At 46.1% G+C, this 23056-nt stretch carries 18 protein-coding genes and 2 tRNA genes; 10 read left to right on the forward strand and 10 right to left on the reverse strand.

All coding sequences use genetic code 11. The features are described from left to right. Window positions 1-1694 precede the first annotated feature (1694 nt). The gene (locus tag ABN764_RS26965; RefSeq protein ID WP_446673703.1) at window positions 1695-4721 is read right to left on the reverse strand and encodes an adenosylcobalamin-dependent ribonucleoside-diphosphate reductase; all 3027 of its coding nucleotides are present in this window, start codon (window positions 4719-4721) and stop codon (window positions 1695-1697) included. Between the two features lie 266 nt (window positions 4722-4987). Between ABN764_RS26965 and ABN764_RS26970 the strand changes: the two genes are divergently transcribed. From ABN764_RS26970 to ABN764_RS26980, 3 genes are all read left to right on the forward strand, one after another. Beyond that, window positions 4988-6877 carry a DEAD/DEAH box helicase gene (locus tag ABN764_RS26970; RefSeq protein ID WP_446673667.1) on the forward strand — a complete coding sequence of 630 codons (1890 nt, stop codon included), beginning with the start codon at window positions 4988-4990 and terminating at the stop codon, window positions 6875-6877. A 25-nt stretch (window positions 6878-6902) separates the two neighbouring features. After that, window positions 6903-8042 carry a YqhG family protein gene (locus ABN764_RS26975; RefSeq protein ID WP_446673668.1) on the forward strand — a complete coding sequence of 380 codons (1140 nt, stop codon included), beginning with the start codon at window positions 6903-6905 and terminating at the stop codon, window positions 8040-8042. A gap of 180 nt (window positions 8043-8222) precedes the next feature. Next, a complete protein-coding gene (locus tag ABN764_RS26980) occupies window positions 8223-9458 on the forward strand; it encodes a hypothetical protein (RefSeq protein ID WP_446673669.1) in 1236 nt (411 codons plus the stop codon). 66 nt (window positions 9459-9524) lie between these two features. On the opposite strand, the gene ABN764_RS26985 is transcribed toward ABN764_RS26980, so the two are convergent. Beyond that, window positions 9525-9839, reverse strand: a complete 315-nt coding sequence (locus tag ABN764_RS26985) for a YqzE family protein (RefSeq protein ID WP_021253182.1) — start codon at window positions 9837-9839, stop codon at window positions 9525-9527. A gap of 174 nt (window positions 9840-10013) precedes the next feature. Here ABN764_RS26985 and ABN764_RS26990 point away from each other — a divergent pair, with 174 nt between their 5' ends. Then, the gene (locus tag ABN764_RS26990) at window positions 10014-10823 is read left to right on the forward strand and encodes an N-acetylmuramoyl-L-alanine amidase (RefSeq protein ID WP_446673670.1); all 810 of its coding nucleotides are present in this window, start codon (window positions 10014-10016) and stop codon (window positions 10821-10823) included. Between the two features lie 324 nt (window positions 10824-11147). Here ABN764_RS26990 and ABN764_RS26995 read toward each other — a convergent pair whose 3' ends face one another. Continuing rightward, window positions 11148-11555 carry a hypothetical protein gene (locus ABN764_RS26995; RefSeq protein WP_021253184.1) on the reverse strand — a complete coding sequence of 136 codons (408 nt, stop codon included), beginning with the start codon at window positions 11553-11555 and terminating at the stop codon, window positions 11148-11150. A 729-nt stretch (window positions 11556-12284) separates the two neighbouring features. Between ABN764_RS26995 and ABN764_RS27000 the strand changes: the two genes are divergently transcribed. Further along, window positions 12285-12521 (forward strand): DUF6953 family protein, encoded by a 237-nt coding sequence (locus tag ABN764_RS27000; protein WP_065293771.1) that lies wholly within the window; start codon window positions 12285-12287, stop codon window positions 12519-12521. Between the two features lie 62 nt (window positions 12522-12583). Here ABN764_RS27000 and ABN764_RS27005 read toward each other — a convergent pair whose 3' ends face one another. Next, window positions 12584-13609, reverse strand: a complete 1026-nt coding sequence (locus ABN764_RS27005) for a hypothetical protein (protein WP_446673671.1) — start codon at window positions 13607-13609, stop codon at window positions 12584-12586. Window positions 13610-13756: 147 nt separating this feature from the next. On the opposite strand from ABN764_RS27005, the gene ABN764_RS27010 reads away from it, so the two are divergent. After that, window positions 13757-14044: a hypothetical protein gene (locus tag ABN764_RS27010; protein ID WP_446673672.1), complete on the forward strand. Its 288-nt coding sequence runs from the start codon at window positions 13757-13759 to the stop codon at window positions 14042-14044. Window positions 14045-14563: 519 nt separating this feature from the next. On the opposite strand, the gene ABN764_RS27015 is transcribed toward ABN764_RS27010, so the two are convergent. After that, a complete protein-coding gene (locus tag ABN764_RS27015; RefSeq protein ID WP_446673673.1) occupies window positions 14564-16012 on the reverse strand; it encodes an amidase in 1449 nt (482 codons plus the stop codon). A gap of 153 nt (window positions 16013-16165) precedes the next feature. Between ABN764_RS27015 and ABN764_RS27020 the strand changes: the two genes are divergently transcribed. Both ABN764_RS27020 and ABN764_RS27025 read left to right on the forward strand, forming a co-directional pair. After that, a complete protein-coding gene (locus ABN764_RS27020; protein ID WP_446673674.1) occupies window positions 16166-17434 on the forward strand; it encodes a MerR family transcriptional regulator in 1269 nt (422 codons plus the stop codon). 367 nt (window positions 17435-17801) lie between these two features. After that, window positions 17802-18665 carry an EamA family transporter gene (locus tag ABN764_RS27025; protein WP_446673675.1) on the forward strand — a complete coding sequence of 288 codons (864 nt, stop codon included), beginning with the start codon at window positions 17802-17804 and terminating at the stop codon, window positions 18663-18665. A gap of 318 nt (window positions 18666-18983) precedes the next feature. On the opposite strand, the gene ABN764_RS27030 is transcribed toward ABN764_RS27025, so the two are convergent. The 4 genes from ABN764_RS27030 to ABN764_RS27045 form a co-directional block, all read right to left on the reverse strand. After that, a tRNA-Leu gene (locus ABN764_RS27030) sits at window positions 18984-19070 on the reverse strand. Window positions 19071-19330: 260 nt separating this feature from the next. Further along, window positions 19331-19417 (reverse strand) — tRNA-Leu (locus ABN764_RS27035). A 183-nt stretch (window positions 19418-19600) separates the two neighbouring features. Beyond that, the gene (locus ABN764_RS27040) at window positions 19601-19816 is read right to left on the reverse strand and encodes a hypothetical protein (protein WP_072729734.1); all 216 of its coding nucleotides are present in this window, start codon (window positions 19814-19816) and stop codon (window positions 19601-19603) included. A 79-nt stretch (window positions 19817-19895) separates the two neighbouring features. Continuing rightward, complete coding sequence (locus ABN764_RS27045; RefSeq protein WP_268626305.1) at window positions 19896-20222, reverse strand: hypothetical protein; 327 nt, start codon at window positions 20220-20222, stop codon at window positions 19896-19898. A 259-nt stretch (window positions 20223-20481) separates the two neighbouring features. Between ABN764_RS27045 and ABN764_RS27050 the strand changes: the two genes are divergently transcribed. Further along, the gene (locus tag ABN764_RS27050; protein WP_021253192.1) at window positions 20482-21129 is read left to right on the forward strand and encodes a hypothetical protein; all 648 of its coding nucleotides are present in this window, start codon (window positions 20482-20484) and stop codon (window positions 21127-21129) included. Window positions 21130-21170: 41 nt separating this feature from the next. Here ABN764_RS27050 and ABN764_RS27055 read toward each other — a convergent pair whose 3' ends face one another. Beyond that, a complete protein-coding gene (locus ABN764_RS27055) occupies window positions 21171-21785 on the reverse strand; it encodes a DedA family protein (protein WP_174810535.1) in 615 nt (204 codons plus the stop codon). 123 nt (window positions 21786-21908) lie between these two features. Between ABN764_RS27055 and ABN764_RS27060 the strand changes: the two genes are divergently transcribed. Beyond that, entirely contained in the window at window positions 21909-23042 is a 1134-nt protein-coding gene (locus tag ABN764_RS27060; protein WP_021253194.1) for a YkvI family membrane protein, read from the forward strand. Window positions 23043-23056: the final 14 nt, after the last annotated feature.

Consider the following 23056-nt stretch of genomic DNA (forward strand, 5'->3'; position numbering starts at 1 on the left):
TTCCTGAAAATTCACCTTGTTCTTGCTGATGAATTGAATAATTATATGTCTGTCTGTTTTAATGAGAATTGTACGATTCTGGTTGTAAGAAAGAATTTGTTTGAGGTTTTTTAAGGTTTTTTAAATACAGAGGAGTATCCTTATTTGGATCAAAATTGTAGGCATTGCTAATAGTTTGCACTTTTCGACAGCGGATCTGGTGAATACATTCTCCTTTCCTACCTTTCTCTTTATTTTAACAATAGAGTGACCTTAAGCCCTTCGGGGTAAACGGCTTCTCAGCTCTTTCGCGTAAGGACGAATATTCCTCCATTATTGGGTATTTTTGGTTTGATCACCAATAAACTTCGCCAAGTTGGGGGGAAGTTCCTTTTTTATGACTGAAAATCCTTGCGTATCAAGGGCTCAGATTCATGCAAAATACTCAAATAAAAAGAGCCGCAAGAAAGTTGACCTTTCTTACAGCTCAAAAAATAAAGCAAACCCAACCCTACGCAGAGTCAGATAAGGATATATTTTGAGTGAAAAGAATAAGGTAACTTTCTTGCCAATAAAGAATAAAACAGAACAAATAGAACTGGTTTTATTCTTTAAACGTTAGCAAGAAATTCTACATTACCCTCTTCAACTCCTATCGTAAGTGTTAGCGCAATAGTAACATACCAAATTTTTCTTTGCAATATCCAAATTGTTAATTAATAACTTTTTCTGACATACATACCGCTCGGTATTCGGCGGTTCCTAAATATTTCATTCGATTTTTTAATAAGTAAGAATTCGTATTTCCAGTATATTATTTTGAAATTGAAGCACTGCCAGGTAATTTTTTTTGTATTTTTAAATGCGCTGCAAGATTAGTCAACTGCTCATATGAACAACAATTTTTTAACCAATCCACTCTCTTCACTTCAAACTTTGCCAGCAACACATTGATCGTCATTTAATTGGCTCTAGCCAATATCTAATTAATAACTGAAAACACTCTCATCAGGATACCATTTAGGTCAGTTTTGTTATTTCCGGCTCCGCCCGTGCAGCCCAAAGTAGAACCCAATAGAACCCTTGCCAGATAGTTACATCTGTGATATAATATGATATTGTAAGTTAAATTTAACCCCTTTTACGTTCCTCGCTAGAAGAATAACCCTTCGTGACCACGAGGTTTTAAATTCTTATTTTGAATAACCCAAACGAAGTATGAGTTTATGTAAAGACGAAATTCTGATTCACACTGGCGCGGTCATCGGAGCCGCAAGGACAAAAGAGAGGTAGGGCTTTTGTTGTTTTAGAAGTGTCATTATTCTGTTAACCTATATAAAATGATCTGAAGTTTAAGGTAATCTCCCGTTCATTTTATGCAACTAGAAAACAACCAGGGACCGGCTGCAGCCATACTACAGGCTGTCAGGGGTTAAATAGTTGGCGTCATGCTGCGCCAGACCAAAACACAAACCCCCGGGGCGCTGCCACAGCAGCTTCACGGGGGTTTTCCATTTGCCCTATACTACTTTGTAACCATTAATCGGCGATTTGATCTGCGCGCCTCTCTTCATTATTCAAGCAACGCCACCGAATTGTTATCCATGCCGCCACATTGACAAGGTAGCCGATGTATTGCCCCGACTATTATAATGAACGTTACATACAAATGATTCACAGCACTCATTTCTCTCAAATCATCAAACATATGCTCTTTATGAACAACGGCTGTATCCACAGTTCGCACACGTCTTGCAGCCTTCCATATTGATAAGAGAAGCTGAGCCGCAGGAAGGACATAAGTCTCTCGACATCCCGCTCATCATCGGTGGAGATGTATCTTTCTGAGCAGATGATGAATCTTCAATTGCAGCTGCGATTGGTTCCTGTTCGATCGATTCCTGTCGTGAAGAATTAACCTGTTGATGATTGCCACTGGCAGTCTGATTGTTGTTGTTTGACTGATAGCCATTTTCACTCGATTGTTGGTTATTATTGTTGTGCGACTGACCGCTGTCATTTTGATGGTTCTGCTGACCGTTTCTCCCTTTACTATTTCGCTGACGCTCTTGATCACATGCCTGCTCCTGCATATGTGTCTCCAGCGCTTTTGCGACTGCATCTGCAATCGACTCCACCCGATTAGCACCGAAGCCAACGGAGCCTGAACCACCGATTCCCTTCAAATGCTTGATTAACAGCTCTACTTTGTTGCCATGGTCGCCATAGCGCAGGAACAGGGAACATACGCGGCCTAGCGCTTCCGCCATCGCAAATACATCGGATCCAGCCTTGCCGACGTTTAAGAAGATTTCTGCAGGAATGTCATTCAAATCATTAATCGTAATGTACGCCATCCCGAACGGCGTATTAATCTTATACGTTGCGCCGCGCAATACTTGTGGACGGCGCTTGTACACATTATTTGAGCTTGCTGATTCAGATTCTTCCCCCTTGGTTGCAGTTACCTCAGCAGAAGGAGAAGTATTGCCATGTGTAGATTCCTGACCGTCATTACTTTCCTGCGCTCGTACTCCATCCTTCTGTTCACGATCTGAAGAGACACTCGAAGACGATGCACCAGACGAGCCAGTATCCTGACGATGAAGCTGCTGCTCATTTCCGTCCCCATTGTTCTTCGTCTTCTGTTGACCCTCAGAGACAAAGGAAGACTCGCAATGAAGAACCCCTCCTTGTGTTGATTGTGGCTCCTCCTGATTGTTCGTATGGGAATCATCCTGTTCAGACTGCTTTTGCTGCGAGTTCGAATGGGAATCAGCTTGCCCCGATCCTGAATGGTTGCTCTCTTCCTGCTTCGACTCTTTCTCCGTCGACAGCACTTGCACGTCTCGACTTCCATCTCGGTAAATGGTTACACCTTTACATCCGAGGTCGAACGCCAGTTCATACAATTCCTTCGTCTGCTCAACTGCGAAGTCACTCGGGCAGTTCGCCGTTTTGGAAATCGAGCTGTCCACCCAGCGCTGAATCGCTGCTTGGGCACGTATATGATCCTCTGCTGACAGATCCATCGCTGTTACAAAGTAATCCGGCAGCTGGTCGTTCGGATGCGCATCCTTCCATTGCTGCGCAATCGGCACGAACTGCTCGTCATAGCCGAGACGGCTCTGGCGGTAATATTTGAAGGCGAAGTACGGCTCGATCCCGGTGGAAGTGCCAACCATGGTACCCGTGCTGCCCGTCGGCGCTTGTGTAATGACCGTTACATTACGCATCCCCTTCGCTTGAATTGCTTCTTCGACCTCAGGATATACACCGCACATTTGCTTCATGAAGCCGCTTGACAAGTATGGCTCTGCTTGGAAGGCAGGGAAAGCCCCTTTCTCCGCAGCAATATCCGCAGAAGCCAAATAGGCCTCGCGGGCAATAAAGCCGAACAGCCGGTCAAGGAATTCGAGCGAGTAAGGACTTCCATATCGGATGCCAAGCTTGATCATCAATTCTGCCAATCCCATCGAGCCCAGCCCGACACGCCGCTCCTTCTGTTGATTGTTTTTATTCTCCTCAAAATGATACGGAGTCTTATCTATGACGTTATCGAGGAAGCGCACCGCATAACGCGTTACCTTCGATAGCTCCTCCCAAGCAACATCCCGCTTCTCAGCATCATAAAACTTGGACAGGTTGAGCGCAGATAAATTGCAGACACCCCACGCCGGCAGTCCCTGTTCTCCACAAGGATTCGTACAGATAATCGGGTTAAAATACCAGCTGTTCGACATCTGATTATAATGCTCCATGAAGACAACACCCGGTTCCGCAGACTTCCACGCCGACTCTATAATCGTATGCCAAATGTCGCGGGCCTTAACTGTCTGATAAGGAATGACGGACTTGCCCGCCTTCTTCCACTTCTCCAAATCTCCATCCCACTGCTCATCATAGTCCGGATCACTCGTATCTGGGAATACAAGCTCCCAGTCCAAGTCCTCCTTCACGGCTTTCATAAATCCATTGCTAACACAGACAGATAAGTTCGCATTCGTCACTTGACCTGCGGTCTGCTTCACCGTAATAAAATCCAAAATGTCCGGATGCCAATCATACATCATTAACATTAAGGCACCACGCCGGCTGCCGCCCTGCTCGATAAGTCCTGTCGTATAGCTGAATAAGCCTCCCCATGAAACCGCGCCACTGGATGAGCCATTAACACCACGCACAATAGCCCGTCTTGGACGAAGCGAGGATAGATTGATGCCAACGCCGCCACCCCGAGCCATAATTTCTGTCATTTCCGAGAGCGTCTGCATAATCCCGCCTCGACTATCCTTCGGAGACGGAATGACATAGCAATTGAACAAGGTTAGCTCCTCGCTTGCTCCTGCTCCTGCTGCGATTCGTCCACCCGGGACAAGCTTCCAATCATCGAGAATATATCTGAATTTATCCGTCCATTCCGCTTGCTTCTCCGTAGTCTCAACGGAGGCAATTGCAGATGCCAATCGATCCCACATTTCCTCCGGTGTTTTCTCCACGGTCAGCGTCACATGCTCAATAGACGTCTGGATGGTCGCCCCGCTTCGGAGTGCAACAGATAAGTTCCGGCCATTACGTGCAGTAACCTCTCCAACCTCCTTCGTCGGAAATTTCGGATCATCTTTCGTTAATACAAGTACAACGTCCCCCACTCGGGTATTATTCGTATCTGCATCCTTTTTTGCATATCGATCTAGAAATATCTTCTCACTTAGTCCTTCCAAGCGTTTCTTCTGTGGCATATTCAAAGAGAACAACCTCCTGTGCTTCTTCATTTCATCAAATCTTTATCAACAACCACGTGCGTTAGACCTGCTTACATGGTATGTACTCAACACTATATCTAGTGTCCAAAAAGTATTTTACATCAACATATACAAAACCACTGTGATAAATCCCTCATTTCAAACTCTTTCCATCGTATCGTATGAACAGTTATGAAATAAGAAGATTACGTCCATACTACACGGTAATGAAGAATAACGAATCGATTAAGGAGGGAGATAACATGCGTACGTATCAGCCGTCGAACGAAGAGTCTCGTACACCGAGTAACGCTTCTACGACACTAGCTTACCCCGGAATCGAAGCATCTATGGGAACTGTGGGTATTAATGGAGATAACCCCTCCACATCCTCCCGTACTAGCACAGCTGCAATAGGTCGCATCCCCCTTACTATCGAGAACGGATGGACGGACGAGCTTCTTGCTCGCATTGACAAAAACAGCCCTTGGGATGACTGGACCTTATTCCGGCTTGCATACGAAGCCCAGCAGGCAAAGCGAATTCATGCATTTGACGAGCTTCAATGCTTAACTCATATTACAAACGTCGATCCACTGCCGCATCAGTTAGAGACAGCCCGCAAAGTGCTGCATGATATGCGAGGCAGAGCAATATTAGCCGATGAGGTAGGTCTCGGGAAGACGATCGAAGCCGGTCTTGTTTTAAAGGAATATATGATTCGTGGACTTGTGAAGCGAGTGCTCATCTTAGTGCCTGCCTCACTTGTGCTGCAATGGGTTCGTGAGCTGAACCATAAGTTCGACATTCCTGCGATCGCCCAAAAGAAGGGATATCAATGGGCAAATGACATCGTAGTCGCTTCCATGGATACTGCTAAACGCGATCCGCACAAGGAAATTCTCATGGAGCAGGAATACGATATGTTAATCGTTGACGAAGCCCATAAACTGAAAAATCGGAAAACAACGAACTATCAATTCATTCAGCATTTGCGCAAGAAATACTGTCTTCTGCTAACAGCTACACCCGTTCAGAATGATATGAACGAGTTGTATAACTTGATCAATCTGCTGAAGCCAGGTCAGCTGGGCGGTCAAGGGGAGTTCAGCACGAACTTCGTCGCAGACAAGCGGATGCCGAAGAATGAGGGCATGCTCCAGAGCGAGCTATCGAAGGTCATGGTGCGCAATCGCAGAGGTGAAGGCAATGTTCATTTTACGAAGCGTATCGTTAAGAATGTTCCACTCACCCTCTCGCCGGAAGAACAGGCGCTCTATGATGGCGTCACTCGATTTGTAAAGGAGCAATATCGAACAAGCAGCGGGGATATCGGCAGCATGTTCTCCCTCATTACGCTGCAGCGGGAAGTATGCTCCAGTCGGGATGCCGTCTTCTTAACACTCGTGAATTTGTCAAAGAAGCTTGCCGAGGACTCCCCTATTCGCAATTATATCTGGGATCTTGTCGATCTCATTAAAGGCATTAATGCGAATACCAAAGCCGAAACGGCGATGAACATTATTCGCGAGATTAATGAAAAAGTTATCGTGTTTACCGAATACAGAGCTACCCAGGAGTACTTGCTGCAGTATTTCCGCAATGCCGGTCTAGTCGCAGTTCCTTACAGCGGAGGGATGAACCGCGGCAAGAAGGATTGGATGATGGATCTTTTCCGCGGACGGGCACAGGTCATGATTGCAACAGAAGCCGGGGGCGAAGGTATCAATCTGCAGTTCTGCCATCATATGATTAATTTTGATTTGCCATGGAACCCGATGCGCGTAGAGCAGCGGATTGGTAGGGTACATCGGCTTGGTCAGAACAATGATGTGAAGATCTACAACCTATCAACGCAAGGAACGATTGAAGAATATATATTGAACCTGCTTCATGAGAAAATCAACATGTTTGAGATGGTCATCGGCAGTCTCGACATGATCCTAGAACGGTTCGAGAAGCAGGATTCTCTCGAGAAGAGCCTCTCCCGCATTCTTCTGGAATCGGATTCGGAAGATCTGATTCGCACCGAGGTGGAGCGTTTAGGCAATTCGTTAAATGCGATACGTGAAGAAATAGATATGGAAGACGACGAGAAGAGTGCAGCAATAAGTAATCTCCTGCATAACATGAGTGCCGAGATTGAAGGATGATGACAGGAATAGGAGGTAGGAAGGAATGAATACGGAGCAAGTACGACGATTTGTGCTCGATTATTTGGAGGCCACCGATTGTCATATCATGGAGACCTCACCTGCCAGTGTAACCGTGAAGCTGTCAGAACGAGCCGACCGTAAGCTTACGAACCGTCCCTACTATTGGGGTTTTGTTGATCGCACAGGGGCAGAGCCCGAGACGATGCGATTCACCTTCGTATTCGATCCTTCTGCGATGCCGCCTGAACCCCCTCGTGGACCTTCTGCCCCGCCAGTCCTGCCACCTGCGGGTAACGCCACAGCTCCGCCAACTGGTGCAGCTATTGCTCCGCCTCCGGGCTCTACCCCTGCCGGTACAGCCCCCGGCGACTCCATCCTCGGTCGCTACTTCGGCGTAGCACCCGCCTTCACAGGCGGCGGTGGAGGCTTAGGACGAATTCCACGCGAGGATGTTACCTTCGGCAGCCGGCGGTTGTCGAGCATCATGCAAGCGGTTCATGACGAGGGTCGATTCATTCAATTGTTCGCTGAACCAGCCAATGCCGGCAGTACTGCTGCAAGCAGTTCCACACGAGGTAGTAAGCGTTCTACTGCATATGAGCCATGGCTTCTCTTAAATCTTAACGTCGAATTTGCTTGCGATCTGAAGAGAGAGGAAATTCATTCGTTCGGAATATCTCTTGTAACGGGACGCATCCGGACTGACTTCATGGAACAATTGCTGTCCATGCCCTTGTCCCCTAAGCTTCCTTCCAATGTGCATGTTGCGCCTTGGTCGTTGTCTATTCAACAAGCCCGCGAGGCTGTAGAAAGACATTTAATCGATCTCATCTCTACCTATGACAATACATGGGCTGTGGAGGCGTCAGAACGATTGGAAGAAGAGCTTGCGAGATTGAAGTCTTATTACGAACCTCAGCTTCAGCAATTCAGCACCGATGCCGAGCAGGCTGCGAATATGCCATCCAACAAGGACAAGCATGGCGGGGATGATTCCGACACGGACCCCGAACAAGGGAATACAAATTCCCCTTCGAAACAAGAACAGATCCAGCAGCAATATGACATGAGGTGCCAAGAGATTCGGTGGCAATTCGAGCCTCGGATTGCGGTCAATTTTCTCAATGCAGGTCTGATTCATCTTCCTTCGACATTGGCCTAAGCCTATCAATCATGAACAGTGCAGAAACGCCACATTGCGGCAAAAATAGAACGTGTAAAGGACAAGCACCTGAACAATGGAACGACACCATTTTTAGAGCTTGTCCTTTACAATTAAGGAAATCAACTAACAGCAACCGATACAGGAAGCCTGTAACAACGGAAATTAGAGGTGATTCGCATGAATAATGAACCTTGGTGGACGAAATTGGCATATATCGCCGCATCCGCTGCACTGACTTCCCTTGTAGCTGGCAGTGTTACTGTCGGCATTCTGTTTGCATCAAGCGAAGCCAAACCACTATCGGGCAGAACCAATGAGAACTTGGTAAGCGAAGCTTATGCTCCGCTCTCCTTTCAACAATCCTTATTTAGTGAACATTCGATCATCTTGACGTCTACTTCTGCTTCGTCTACCTATCACACCTTCCAGTCTGCACCCGCATCTTTGACCCCGCTTTCAGGGGGTGGAGAGAACAAACGAATTGATGAAGCAATTATCCACTATCAGCAGCAGCTCGCCAAGAAAGCCCCATTCCAGCAATGGGAGCATGCAGATACGGAACGCTTCCCTCTTGGCCCTGGCATGCATGGGTGGTTCATCCGCGTCATGGACAAGCAAAAGCAAATTGGATATATGATTCTACAGGCAGATGCCGATGGTCGAATACGACTGTCGGAATATGGGATTGGCGAACAGCAGCCCTTCGATGAATCAACCTTACAGGATGCATTGTTAGATCGACAGCAGCAGCTTGCTGAGGAACGTAATAAGGAAGTTCAGGTAACGAGTATTTACCCGTACCAGCTAGCCCCGCTGCTTACCGTATGGCGAGTGGAATGGCACAACGGGATCGTTGATTGGCTTGATGCACAAAGTGGAGAATGGCTCCCGCTGCCGAAGCAGTATGCACCAGCGCCAACAAAACGAGATGCAAATGATGGTCCTACATTGCTGAGTCAGCCCTCAGAGAATCAATCTAGTCGCTTGGACGGCAAGGAACGATTGCTTCCGACACAATTGCTATCCTCCCATGCGGTCGCCTCCTCGCAGAGCTACAGCGAGGTTGCCTCATCAAGCAGTTTGATTGCACCATTCGATCCCTATGAGAATGTTAAGTGGATGACTAAGCTTTCTATGAATAGCTCCAAGGAGCTTCCTCTTACTTATCGTGATCAAAATTGGGTTTATGTACAGCGCATAAGTGGCGGGGCTGTTAATCAACCTTTTTCGTATATCGGGATTCAGAGATGGATGCTTGGAGGAGGAAATAGAGATGGTCAGAGCAATTCAAGCGATTTGGCAAATACAGGAGACAATGTGTATGTAATTGTCGCTTCTCCTGACATGAAATCCGTGCGCTGGCTCCCCTCCTCAGATGCACTGCAGGCGGGGGCATTTATTCCACAGTCATAAAAATATGTTCATAGCTTGATCCCTGCAAAGAGGCACGACCTTCAAAGGCGTGCCCCTTTTTTTTGCCTAAGGTTGAGAAGGCGTCCCAGATCCTGATGATGGAGAATTTGAGGCTGTTTTGACTTGTTTGCGCAATAGTCGGAGCACATTTAGTTCTCTGGCCCGCTTGAGCAGAGGCTTGCTTGCACTCCCCCATTGGCCAGCCCACATTTTGACTCCGAATGGCACCATTCCGAACCACTTCGTTTGCCACGATTCCTTTGCACGATTTTTCCGCTCCATTTGACGCTCCCGACGCGCTTCAACCGGCGTATCCATATAGGTGACAACGCGTTGTGTAATGTATTTAATCAAGTCTTCTCCTTTTCCTGCTTTAGCCATAACGGTTCTCAATCCTCTCGTCGTTATCTCTTGGCTGCCTCGCCCCGTCATTCTTAGGATACCCAGATCTACGGCGCACCAACCCAAATTGGCAGGAATGAGGTTGGGCTTCGCTGTACACGATAAAGATGGAGTGATTATGTTGACCATGTGACAGAAAGAAGGGATTGCTTCATGCTACATCAACCGTCATGTGCATCGCGATTGCGCCGAATGGTCGCTGGCATTATAGCTATTGTCATCGGGTGTACCGCTAATATTGGGGTCGGACATGCTGGACGTGCTGCCGCCACAAATGAGACAGCCGTATATCAGGAGTTAGCCGTGGACGCAATCCCTGTTCCTTTTGCAGCATCTGTTCCACCCAATACAGAACCAAATGGAGCCCTTCCGAGTCTTCCATTCTCTAAGCTGGTCTTAATTGATGCAGGACATGGGGGAATTGATGGAGGAACAACTCACGGCAATATCTTGGAGAAGGACATTAATTTAGCTATCGCTCAGAAGTTGTATCTTATGCTGAAATCGAGGGGCATTCCGGTCATTGTCAACCGGACCGGTGATTATGCGCTTAGCGATGATAACCGATGGTCGGCCACCCGCTCTAGACATCGCAAGGATCTTGCACAGCGTCGGCAGCTAAGTCAAGAACTCCCCGTATCCGTATTCATCAGCATTCATGTCAATTGGAACAAAAACAAAGCTGCACGCGGCCCGATTGTGCTGCATCAGAAGGAAGGGCGAAGCCGAATGCTCGCTTGGTTTATACAACAATCATTGAATCCAATCTTTGCATCGCATCAGCAGCCAGAGCTTGGCCCTACTTATTATTTGCTCAAGCGGGTGGAGCAGCCAGCAGTGATTGTTGAGGCCGGGTTTATTAGCAATGATCGGGATCGCAAGCTGCTGACCGAACCACGAACTCAGACGCTCATTGCATCACGCATCTGTGATGCAGTTATGTTCTATCAATCCATGTTCTAATTGGGAAGAGCGCTCTCTTCATCTGTTCAAGCAAGGGGGCGCATTCCAGCCTTATATTACAATTAGGGCAGGCTCTGCTTTAGGCTCTTTAGAAAAAAAAAGCGAGGGGCTTAGGGGAATGATTTAATAAGTTAATTTATTAAAGTAAATGAAAATAAATAAACCTCTTAAGTTTTTATCCTTAAGAGGCTGTTAACGTTCCATACTTTCCAAAAACATATGCTCACCCAATCGTTTAAAATGAGATGCAATATGAGATGCTAAAGCGGACGAGAACTGTCCGTGAGATGACAGTTTATAAAATCCTGATCGCATCCTATACACTTACGCTGTGCGCTGTTGTACAAAATTCATAATCACATAGCCTTCAACAATACGATACTGAATCGCTCCGTACTTCTCCATCAACTGCAATGCCGCAGTAAGAGCATCAATCGCTTCGGAAATGACACCAGGTTCAATGCCTCGTTGATTGTGCATGTAACGCGTATTCAATGCATCGCGATGTACAGCATCAAGTTTCGAGCATGCAGCATGGAAGATCATTTCTTGTTCCTTCGCACGTGTAATGGCATGACGCAACTTGTCTTGTTCACGACGCGCACCCACCATGTTCATCTTCATATCTTGTACATAAGACATGCGATAAGTCAATCTACGCTCATTCAATGCACGGCTTGCACGGTAATCACCCATGTGATTCAACCAATTGTTTACTAGTATTGTATTCATTTGTATTCCTCCAACTTCTTAAGAAAAAACCTCCTAGCTCTATTTTCAATGAGTCAGGTTTCTTAAAATTCTCTTTCTTTAACATGATTAAACATTTCACAACATGTTCAAACATCATCCCAGCATAGGATGATCAATCCTCATAACATTTCACAACTAAAATAGCCAATAAAAATAAAGCAAACTTCACTACAATTACAATTCCAAGCTTAAAAAAGGGACGAAGCAACAGTGAGTAACGAACCATTGGACAGACAAGTGGTTGGCGAAATGGACGGTGAAATGACGGTTGAGGGAGTGTGTTGCGCTATTGAATAGTGATTATACTCTCATTACTCCACCATGTCAATACCATTTTTCAAAAGTCAGATCATTTACGCCTCTTACTCCTTTATCATAATCGAAATTCCTCTACATACAAGTTAAATAATTGTATACAAGTTCTCAATCGTAGTCGCAAACCGCTCACCTTAGCATAAGATAATGGGAAAAGGATATGATTATTTAAGAAGTAGATTCTACTCAACTGTGTGCTCCATTTATGTTTTATCACAGTAAAGCAACTATGCACTCAAGCATATAAGCGTTAAATGACAAAAGATCTTCACATTTACATAGCAGGATTGGGTAGGATCTTGTAGTAATATAAAGATACGGGATCAGACTTTAGGACGGAGAAGCCCAAAACTGTCAGCCGTGAATATAGGAATTATGAAGGGAGCAAGTAAAATGAACGAACAACACGTTGCACTGTGGTTGTACAACAAGATTAAAAGAGATATCGTCGTAAACTTGGCTGATGCAGTTCAAAGCATTGAAGAAACATTCGGCAAGCGTTTCACTTTTGCCTTTGACAACGGGATGAAAGCAGTCAACAAAACAGTTGCTATGGAATTTGGAAAATTGAACAAGGATGGAAAGATCGAATGGAATCCTTCAGAATATAAATGGGTTTTTAAAATGTAAATAGCATCTATAGAAAATGACGAGCCGCTGGCCATTAAGCCAAGCGGCTCTTTTGTATTACATCATTCCGACGACATTCCGATTCTCGACAATAGAACCTCCGCTTGGGCATATCCAGCAGGCATACTGAGATATATGCCATAATCATAGTAGGAAGCATCATAGCTTTGAACCGATTTTGTCGTTCCATCAGCCTTCATTCCCTTAACACCCAAGATATGCGCATTCCTCTTGTTCCAGGTTGAATTCGGATAAAATACGTCAGCTGCTTGATTTTGATTTAAACTAACGGTTATGGCTTGAGTTAGCGGGACATCATATCCGTGGACTTTTGCGTTCCCGCTGCTCGTTATTTGCACAAGATATTCCCAATTTTCGATCTGAGCAGATTTCCCTCCTGGCAATTTCATGACGACCACTTCCGCTTTGTCCATGTTCGCCTTGTTGGAATCCGGGTTGAACGAGCCATCAGCCTTATCATTGTAGTGGATTGGTGCTGCCAAGCCATAGAAGAGGCCGCTCTGTTCCCCAATATCTTTGTTCCACAGCCCATGTTGAACATTCCAGCACATTCCGTTATAGGCAAACACATAATCTTGAATAGGACGCTGCGGGACTAAGCTTCCACCGCTGAATTTACCCAGTGAAAGCCTACTGAGCGGGGATATGCCTGAGCCGTCAATTTCAATGCCTGATCCTCCGATCGTCACTCCCCCATATGAGTCACACATAAACAGATTGTTCCATCCCAGCATGATTCCGAACTCACGCCAGCTTCCATCCGGTTGCAGAGCCCCGATATCTTCACCGGTTTGGTCACGTGCAGGATCCCCTACACTGTATGCCTTTTTCCCGTTAGCCTTCCATAAATTCATTCCCTGATTGTCTAAATCTCCGATGTTTTCTTCACCCGGATACGTGCCGCAAGCCTGCATTTGCCAACCGAAGCTAAAATTGTCGACATTGATCCGCTTGAATCGCTTGGCGGTCTCATCGTAGCGTGCGTTAATAAGCAGCCACAACTCATGTACTTCGACTCCGTTGCGAATCGTATGGATCGTGGCTGTATTAAAAAATGGATCCTGCAATCGCATCCCCTCCTAAACCATAGTATCGATTGAGGTGGCCGATTGTTACGGATGCTTATTATTGAATACCCTTGCTTGTCTTGCATTCGATTAAAAGGATACATGTGGAAGATGTCGAAATTATATTGAAGAACAGGAGGAAGCTTGATGGCAAGTATATTACGGCTTATTGGAATTTGTATATTAGTGGGAAGTCTTATTATGGGTGTTCGTGCTGAGGAATCATTGAAACTATTCAGCAACTTGTTCGATTTACATCCTGCATGGGCTTGGTGGATAAGTGGAACGATTGGTTCAGTTTTGTTTTTTTCCATAGCTATGGTGATAGATCGGCTGGAAAGAATCGAGAGGATGCTTACTGCGCCAAGTGTAACAACTGCAACAACTCAATCAAATATCGTAAAAACCAATCACAACTTAAAAATTAAACCGTAGCAGCATAACAACGAAGCGGGTTAGGATAGCAAAAACAAGCCTTGTATTGAACGGGTTTAACATTTTATGTTAAGCAGAAAGGCCAGGCTAGGAAAATTAGTTTTTCCAAGCCTAGCCTTTTCTAATACATTAACGCTTATCTTACTTATTTGGGGCTGTCTTTCCTTGCCCCCCACTTGGATCATTTGGCTGATCAACATACCGAGGGGGCGTTTTGCAACTCCTCGTGCGATTCCAGACTATGCAAGCCCTACCGATTCTCTTCCTCAGTTATGATGAGTTTGAGTCGTTTGCCCCGCCATTTTCATTAAGTTCTCAGAGTACACATTCTCTATGTCATAGGAATCATTTGCATATACTTCTGCTAATCTATCCACATCCGCATTATTTCCGCATATGCTCTCCTTTTTGTGATTTTCCATCCCTATCATAAGGAACCTAAAAATAACCTACATGCTATCACTATCTTTTTACTAAGTCGACCTGGGTTTCTGTTCGTCTGATCAGAAAATGAATCGCTTATTGGCTGCTAGCTGCATGAATGACGGGACGCTTATGATTCCATGGTCGGGCGGCTTCCAATTGGGCGGAGAGCCGCAGCAGTGTAGCTTCGTCGGCGAATCGCCCAGCAAATTGCATCCCGATCGGCAGGCCGTCCACGCTCCAACCGAGCGGAAGTGATACAGCAGGCTGGCCTGTCGTATTAAAGAGACTAGTGAACGGAGCACGGGTGAATACTTGTTCTGTCCAGCTTCTTAGATCGATATCCGGATTGTTGGCATTCAGCTCGCCCAACGGAAAAGGCACAGACGCAATCGTTGGGGAAAGCAGCACGTCGTACTGTTCAAAGAAACGACCGACGGATCGAGACGCTTGCGCACTGATATCGAGGGCATTAAGTAGATCATGGGCGGTTAAGGTAGCGCCGTATTGGTAAGCTTTCAGTATCGTTGCTTCCAGATTATGTTCCGAGGGCTTCCTATTCAGGGCCTTCGCAAGCCGCTCAATTCCATGATACGTGTTGGCCGCCCATATGTGCATCGTCGCTACAAACAATGCTTCATAATCCACTTCTGGCAATACCTCCACTAATTCATGCCCGAGTTCCTCACATAAGCCGACGGTCTCATGCAAGACACGCAAGCATTCCGCATCAACGGGGGTGCCTGAAAAGGGCTTGCCCGTCCAGGCTATCCGCAGTCTCCCCGGCTCCTCATCAAGTTCTGCTGAGAAGGGACGGTTCGGCCGCTCGGCCCAAGCATAAGCCCCCGGGTCTGGCCCCGCAACCGCATCCAGCAGTGCAGCCGTATCACGCACCGTCTTGGTCACGGCAAATTGTATACCCAGTCCGCTCAGTACTTCTCCGTTGTCAGGACCGTTGGGTGTTCGTCCACGCGTCGGCTTCAAGCCGACCAGACCGCTGCAAGCCGCAGGAATGCGGATAGAGCCGCCACCGTCATTGGCATGTGCAATAGGCACAATACCTGCCGCGACCGCCGCAGCAGAGCCGCCGCTTGAGCCGCCTGGACTCCTATCCGGATTCCAAGGGTTTCTCGTCGGCCCATACAGAACCGCTTCCGTTGTTACATTGAAGCCAAATTCGGGCGCTGTGGTAGATCCGAGTGTCACCAGACCTGCCTGTCGGAACCGCCTCATCATCTCGGAGTCGTACGGGTAAATCATTCCTTCCCCCAGTCGGCTCCCGCTATTTAGAGGCACTCCTGCCGCATGCAAAGTTGAATCCTTGACCAAAAACGGAATTCCAGTAAACGGACCATTCGGCAAAGCAGACTTGCTTTCTTTTTCTGCTAGCTCCTGCATCGAGACGGCCATCACATTTAGTTGCGGATTCAGCAGCCGGATAGCTTCGCAAGCTAATGCAGTCAGTTCCTGTGGCGTAACTTCGCCGCGCTTGACCAACTCAGCAAGCCCCAGACCGTCATAACTAGCATATTCGGATAACTTCATTGCACTCACCTCTTTCTTCGTTATGCGCTTATCTTAAGAGATGGAGCGTACTTGAGATCAAGCCTGCAATAAATCTCATTTTCCAAAAAAATCTGGAGTGCCCCCGCAATTTTAGTTTATTATTATATTAAGGGAAATATGGGAGGTACTTACATGAAGATTGGAGCATTCGCCAAGAGATTTGACGTGTCCGTCGATACGGTACGCTACTACATTGAAATCGAGCTGCTGCTTCCGGATAAAAAAGCAAGCGCCCAATATGAATTTACTCCTTCATGCGTTGAGGATATGGCCTTTATCAGTGAAATGAAGCAGTTTCATTTTACACTTCAGGAAATTCGCCAAATGCTTTTGAGGAAGCGAATCTCTGATTTTACCGTCATAGAAGACATCCGCTGGCATTATCTACGTATGATGAACGAAAAGAAACAGCGGCTAATGAAGGATAAAGAGCAACTGGAAAACGCTCTTCATCGGCTTGAAAATAAATTAATCACTTTACAGGACGAGCCTAGGACGGAAGCAGAGACCGGAGTGCCTTACTCCTTTTTGCCCCTGCTTTACTGCCCCTCCTGCCGCATTCCACTGCAAATACGAAACGCCTGCCTTCAGGGAAAATATATGCTTAGCGCACAATTACACTGCTCCTGCTCTTATCGGGCGGAAATCAAGGACGGCATTCTGCTTACCTCCGATAAAGAAAACGCTCGTTCCGCATATACCTATGGCTATGAGCACGAGCGTTTTCAATTGCTTTCCTCTGCTTTTATCAACCTGACGGAAAAGGGCAACCAATGGTTGGCCGACCGACTTAGAAGCGAATCTGCCAAGCATCAGCTGATTGTGGAAGCCAACGCTGATGTGTACACGGTTCTACCTAGGTACATCTCATCTCTCCCACCGGAGACGATGTACATCTTTTGCGGTACGTCGAGCGAACTGCTGATCAGGCTTAAAGAGAAGCTTTCACAGAACCATACCGATTTGCAGGCGCTTTATATCGAGAGCAGTGATTGGCAGCTTCCTCTAGCTCCCGTTACCGTTGATTTGATCGTCGACAGCTTTTCGTTCAACGACTTTTCGTTGCACAATCGGATCTTCCCGCTTCTCCCGATGCTGACTTATCTCAAGCCGGGCGCCCGTGTGCTGGGGCACTATTTGTATTATCAGCCCCCCGCCGCTTCACTTTCGCGAATTTGTCATCTGTTTCCGCAAGCTCATGAGCGAACCTATCATCCAGATTATTTGGATGAAAACTTCTCCCGTGTCGGCATGAAATTAACAGAGCGCGAACTGCTTGGTTACACAAAGGAACCAGGAAGCTATCTACGCTATCATGTCCATAACGAAAAGCTTCATCTGTTGGCTTACTTGGCTGAGCATCGTGGCAGCGGTGATCGTCCAAATCTTTTTGTGCAGTGATGCGGATGACGGATTCCTAACCTCTTTCCAATTCCCTGTTCTTCCACTATAATGATAATCATTATCAATTATAGATAGAATCAATAAAACTACCATCCCTGAAATCTGGGATTTAATATACGGAAAACGGAGAAGTTAGAGGTTTGAGGAGAACAAATACACAGGAGTATCCAGCCGCAGAGAGCTCATCTGGCATTTGTTATCACGATTCAGCATCGCATGACTGGGAAATCGTGAGTGTATCAATAGGTTAGCTGAAGAAATATAGTAAAATGAAGGATATGCTATCTTCCCTAAACGGGGATGATCATAAGCTCCATGTTACCTGGGTACATAGTGTTCTACATAGAGTTTGGAGGATACCTACATGTGGATGATTTATGCTTTTGGTGCGGCGCTATTTGCAGGTTTAACTTCTATTCTTGCTAAAATCGGAATTCAGCGTACGGATTCCAATCTAGCTACCGCCCTTAGAACCGGAATTGTTATCATTTTTGCGTGGGCTATCGTGTTTGCAGGGAACTTACAAACGAACCTGTTCGACATCAGCTCGAAGTCTCTCTTCTATCTCGTATTATCAGGACTGACGACCGGTGCTTCTTGGATCTTCTATTTCAGAGCGCTGCAGCTAGGCAATGTAAATGTCGTCGTTCCCATTGATAAATCAAGCACGATTATGACAATGCTTTTTGCAATTATCTTACTGGGGGAACCAGTTACCTTACTAAAAATCATCAGTATGGCGTTGATTGGAATCGGAACGTATATGATGATACAAAGAAAACAAGATGCTGGACAATCCTCTGACAAAAGCGGGAAATGGGTTTGGTATGCCGTACTATCCGCTCTTTTTGCAGCAATCACAGCAATCCTAGGCAAAGTCGGCATTGAAGATGTTGATTCCAATCTAGGCACCGCCATTCGAACAATCGTTGTACTGATCATGGCGTGGTTGATTGTATTCGCAACTAAGAAGCAGGGCGGCATCAAAGAAATCGACAAAAAGAGTTGGATTTTCCTTACCTTATCGGGTTTGGCCACCGGCATGTCCTGGCTGCTCTACTTCAAAGCACTGCAAGAAGGGCCCGCAAGTATCGTAGTCCCTATTGATAAATTAAGCATACTCGTGACGATTATCTTCGCTTACATTGTGTTTAAGGAAAAATTGTCTATGAAAGCTTTTGTCGGTCTCCTCCTGCTTGTTGGCGGAACCTTTATGCTTCTGTTATAACTACCACTTTCTGCGCACATGGTTGATTTGAATAATGGTAAGATGATTCATAAGATCAAGACTCTGGCTGTTTTTAGTCTGGAGTCTTTTCTCTTGTATCTAACTAGATATTGAATGACTGTCGACCTTGTACTAACACTCTCACTCGGATAGCCAAGATCGTGACTTCACCTATAATGGGGACACAAAAAGGCCCGTAAATCATCATGCATCCGATTTACGAGCCTGTTCAAAGCTGCTATGATAAAACATCTTATCGAAGAATTAGAGACAAATAAAAAAATCCTTAATGACGTAAGGATTCTGCTAATTAGAGTATGGTGCGGTCAAGAGGACTCGAACCTCCACGATATTGCTACCACTAGAACCTGAATCTAGCGCGTCTGCCAATTCCGCCATGACCGCATATAAGATGTTGCGTTTGAAACCGATAATAATTCGGAATCAGTAATCATTACTATACACGGTTGGAACCATTGTGTCAAGCACCGTCATAGCAAAAATGAAACGATTGCGATTAACGCATACAATCTGATGGGAAATTGATGATTATTAAAGGGTGAAACGTAAAAACACCCCGCTGCCGAAAATCATCGACGACGGGTTATTAGATCATGTAAATATAAAAAAAACCTCATAAGCATGAGGATTCATTGATGAAAGTATGGTGCGGTCGAGAGGACTCGAACCTCCACGATATTGCTACCACTAGAACCTGAATCTAGCGCGTCTGCCAATTCCGCCACGACCGCATATTTAGTTACTTCCGATTGAGTCGCTAAGTTGTTTTCCTGGCGACAAGGTATATAATATCACGTCATTATAGGATCGTCAACACTTTTATAAATTTTTTGCAATGATATCTTCTTATTTCTGCTGCAAGGCAGCTGACAGGTTTCCCTCCCCGCTGCCATGCAGTATTCCAGTATATCCGATCAAGTCTCAGGGACTGTTCTTGGCTCATCTGCAGGTTGAATCATATAGCTGCGACTCAGCTTCACAACACGCCGATTCCGCTTGCGAATCATGACATACTCATCATCCCATGCAACCACGAATCCTCGAACATCGTTCATCTCCAGTATGTCCCTAATGACTCTGACAAATGTTCCTTCCACTCGATAGCGATCAAGCTCCGCTTCCTCCATCATCATGTACTTCACACCTCCGCTATGTACAACATGCAAGGCCTGCCATCATAGCAGGCCTCGCACATACGCATGCTTCATCTCAATAGCCCACATGTTCCTTCGTATCGTTCGTTTCAAACCAATAGTCCAATACCTTGGCAGACATGACACGCTTGTTAATATACGCAACTTGTTGCGCGGAAAATTTCCCTGTCCAGCCCACCTGCATCTGATCGCACAGCTTTACGATCGTCAGCAATTCTGACCAAGCGACATACCTTTTGTACCAGAAAAATTGAGGGTGTTCGATCATATACGGGTACAAATCATCGAATTCCGTGTGTTTGCATGCTAGTGCCCGTTCAAAATGGTTTTTAGCCTCCGTCACTTTTTCTTCCAAAAAGCGAGCCGTTCGTTCATCCACCATCTGCGTTGCCCCCTCTCACCATCTTATCTTTTATTATATGTCAAAGTGGTGAATGGAGAAAAGCAGACAATTCTTTTCATCAACTGAAACTAAATGGAGCTTTGAAGCGTCTAACTATATAAGAGGGTTATTTTTGCTTATTTTTTATTATTTACTGTTGATAACTAGTTCATAACGTCCAAATTGGCAATTGATTCAAATTCCGTATATAGGGTAATATGTTCTAGGCCCGTCGCGAGGCGGTAGAGGAGGATTTACGATGTGGCGATCTACTCGGCAACGCAGTATAACTATTGTACTGGCCGCAGTCATGATGACGTGGCTGCTTCAAGGATGCACCTCACAGGAGCACAGCATCCCCCCAATTGAAACGGATACACCTTATTCGCACCAGAAAGATTCTCAGGTGAAGCCAGATGAACGCAAGCCTGTAGGGAAACAAAACGAGAAAACCGAAATTGCATCACCAAAGAGCCAATCCTCTCATAACGGTGATTCTACATATACGGATCAAGCTTTTGATCGTGCACACCCTCAATTGAAAGGCATTGTGCTTGCTTCGAACAACGCCGCAGTTAAGGAGCTATGGGGAGAACCTGAGGAGCATTATGTCATGGATGATACCGATCCAATTGACGTGTATCAATACGAAGGCTTCTCTTACGGATGCAAGCAGGATGGGCGAGTCATATTTGTTGAAGTATCTGGCGAGGATACCTCGACAGGAATCCAGGGCTTAACAATTGGAGACAGTGAAGCTACCGCCTCCAAGGTGCTCGGACGTCCAGATCATGATACAGATTATGTGTGGAGCTATGAATTAAAGAACTGCTTGTTAAGACTTGATTTGGATCCCACGACAAACAAGATCCAAGCAGTTAAGCTATTTTCCAACGAGCGCGTATAATGGATTCTATAATAAATAAAACGCCTTGATTCCACGTGGAGTCAAGGCGTTTTATTGGTTCGCATCCGATAACGAATAATAAAGTATGTGATAGTGCCTCCTACCGCAAGCACTACAAGACCACCAAACAGAATCGGGTTCCCCTTCGAGTGAAGCCATCGCACCGCATCACGCCAATGATTTCCCACAATATGTCCAATCGTTAGAAATGTAGCCACCCACAATAATGCACCTGATCCAGCCGCAAAAAGATAAGTTGTCCATTTCATTCTAGACATCCCCGCCAAATAACAAGTCAAATGACGAAGTCCCGGCACGAAATAGCCGAACACAATACTCCAACTTCCATATTTCTGAAACCAGCGCTCTGTTCGTTCAACTCGCTTCGGCGTCAACTTCAACTTCTTCCCGTACCGATCCAGCAAGGGCTTCCCCACCCGACGACCGACTATATAACTGATGAACATCCCGGTCATACTCCCCGCAAGACAGACAGCGAAGGCAGGTGCGTATTGAAATGGGCCATTTACAGTCAAGCTGCCTACAAAGACCATCAGCGTCTCATCCGGTACAGGGATGCCGATGATGCCTAGCGCAAGCAACATAAATAAAGCTATGTATCCATAATTGGACAGCGCCCACATGACTGTCTGCACCGTAAGCCCCCCTCCCGTAATTCGATATCTATTTTATCATAACCATGCAGTCATGTCCGAACCTACTTGCTCATATTTTATAGTAATGCGTACAAGCCTGGCTGGCAAGGAGGCGTCTTAACGTTGAGAAAAGCAGTGTTAGTTATGCAAATTGCATTCACGTATATTGGAACCGTCGTGGGGGCAGGGTTTGCGACCGGACAAGAAATATTGCAATTTTTCACAGCTTATGGGTGGTGGGCTCCCTTTACCATCGCATTGTCGACAGTGCTGTTCATCTGGCTGGGCACGAAGCTGATGCTCCTGTCTCATGACATCAAGGCTCGATCCTATGAGGACATTAATCGCATGCTGTTTGGAGATCGGATTGGCGGAGCAGTCAGTCTATTCACGATGGTCATTATTATTTGCGTCAATAGTGTAATGCTGGCAGGAGCAGGATCCGTGTTCGTGGAGTATCTGCATTTGAACTACCAGATTGGTCTGCTGCTTACATTGGTTGGTTCCTATTGGTTCGTTAGCCGAGGAATGGGCGCCATCTTGAAGCTGAACTCCATCGTCGCACCTACAATGCTTACGTTTACCTTGTTCATTATCATTCATACCATCCAAATGCCAAATGCTGCGCAAGCACTAACGCTGAGCACGGACAAGGCCTTCTATGCAGCATGGAGTGCGCCGCTCTTGTATGGCGCCTTTAATTTAGCAATGGCGCAAGCTGTTCTCGTCCCGCTTGGAGCTTCGATGCCGAACAAAAAAGTGATTCAACTTGGGGGCATTATCGGAGGCGTACTAATTGGATTAATGCTGCTTTCCGGACATTTTGCGTTGGCTGTGTACATGCCTGGTATTACGCAATTCGATATTCCCATGGGCCATATTGCATCCGGACTTGGCGTATTCATTCAATTGATTTATGTCATGCTTATTTTTTCCGAGATCTTTACAACCTACGTTGCCGATGTGTATGGGATTACCCTGCAGATGCATCAACGTACAGGAATTCATCCGAAGCTCCTTATTATCATGATCATGCTATTTTGCTTTCTGTTCAGTCAATTCGGCTTCAAGCCGCTGGTATCTCACTTGTATCCAATATTTGGAGTGTTCAGCCTTGCGTGGATATACCTGCTAATTCGTTCATCTGGACAGCGTCCGACTCATACTCATCGTCCGCCGACCGACGCTCCATTTCCTGCAGCGCTGCCACTGCAGCCTGCACGTCAGAAGCATCCAACTTCTCCGCCTGAGAGCTAACGACAGTGAACCTT

It is taken from the genome of Paenibacillus wuxiensis (genome assembly GCF_040195695.1).
GTDB lineage: Bacteria > Bacillota > Bacilli > Paenibacillales > Paenibacillaceae > Paenibacillus_B > Paenibacillus_B suaedae.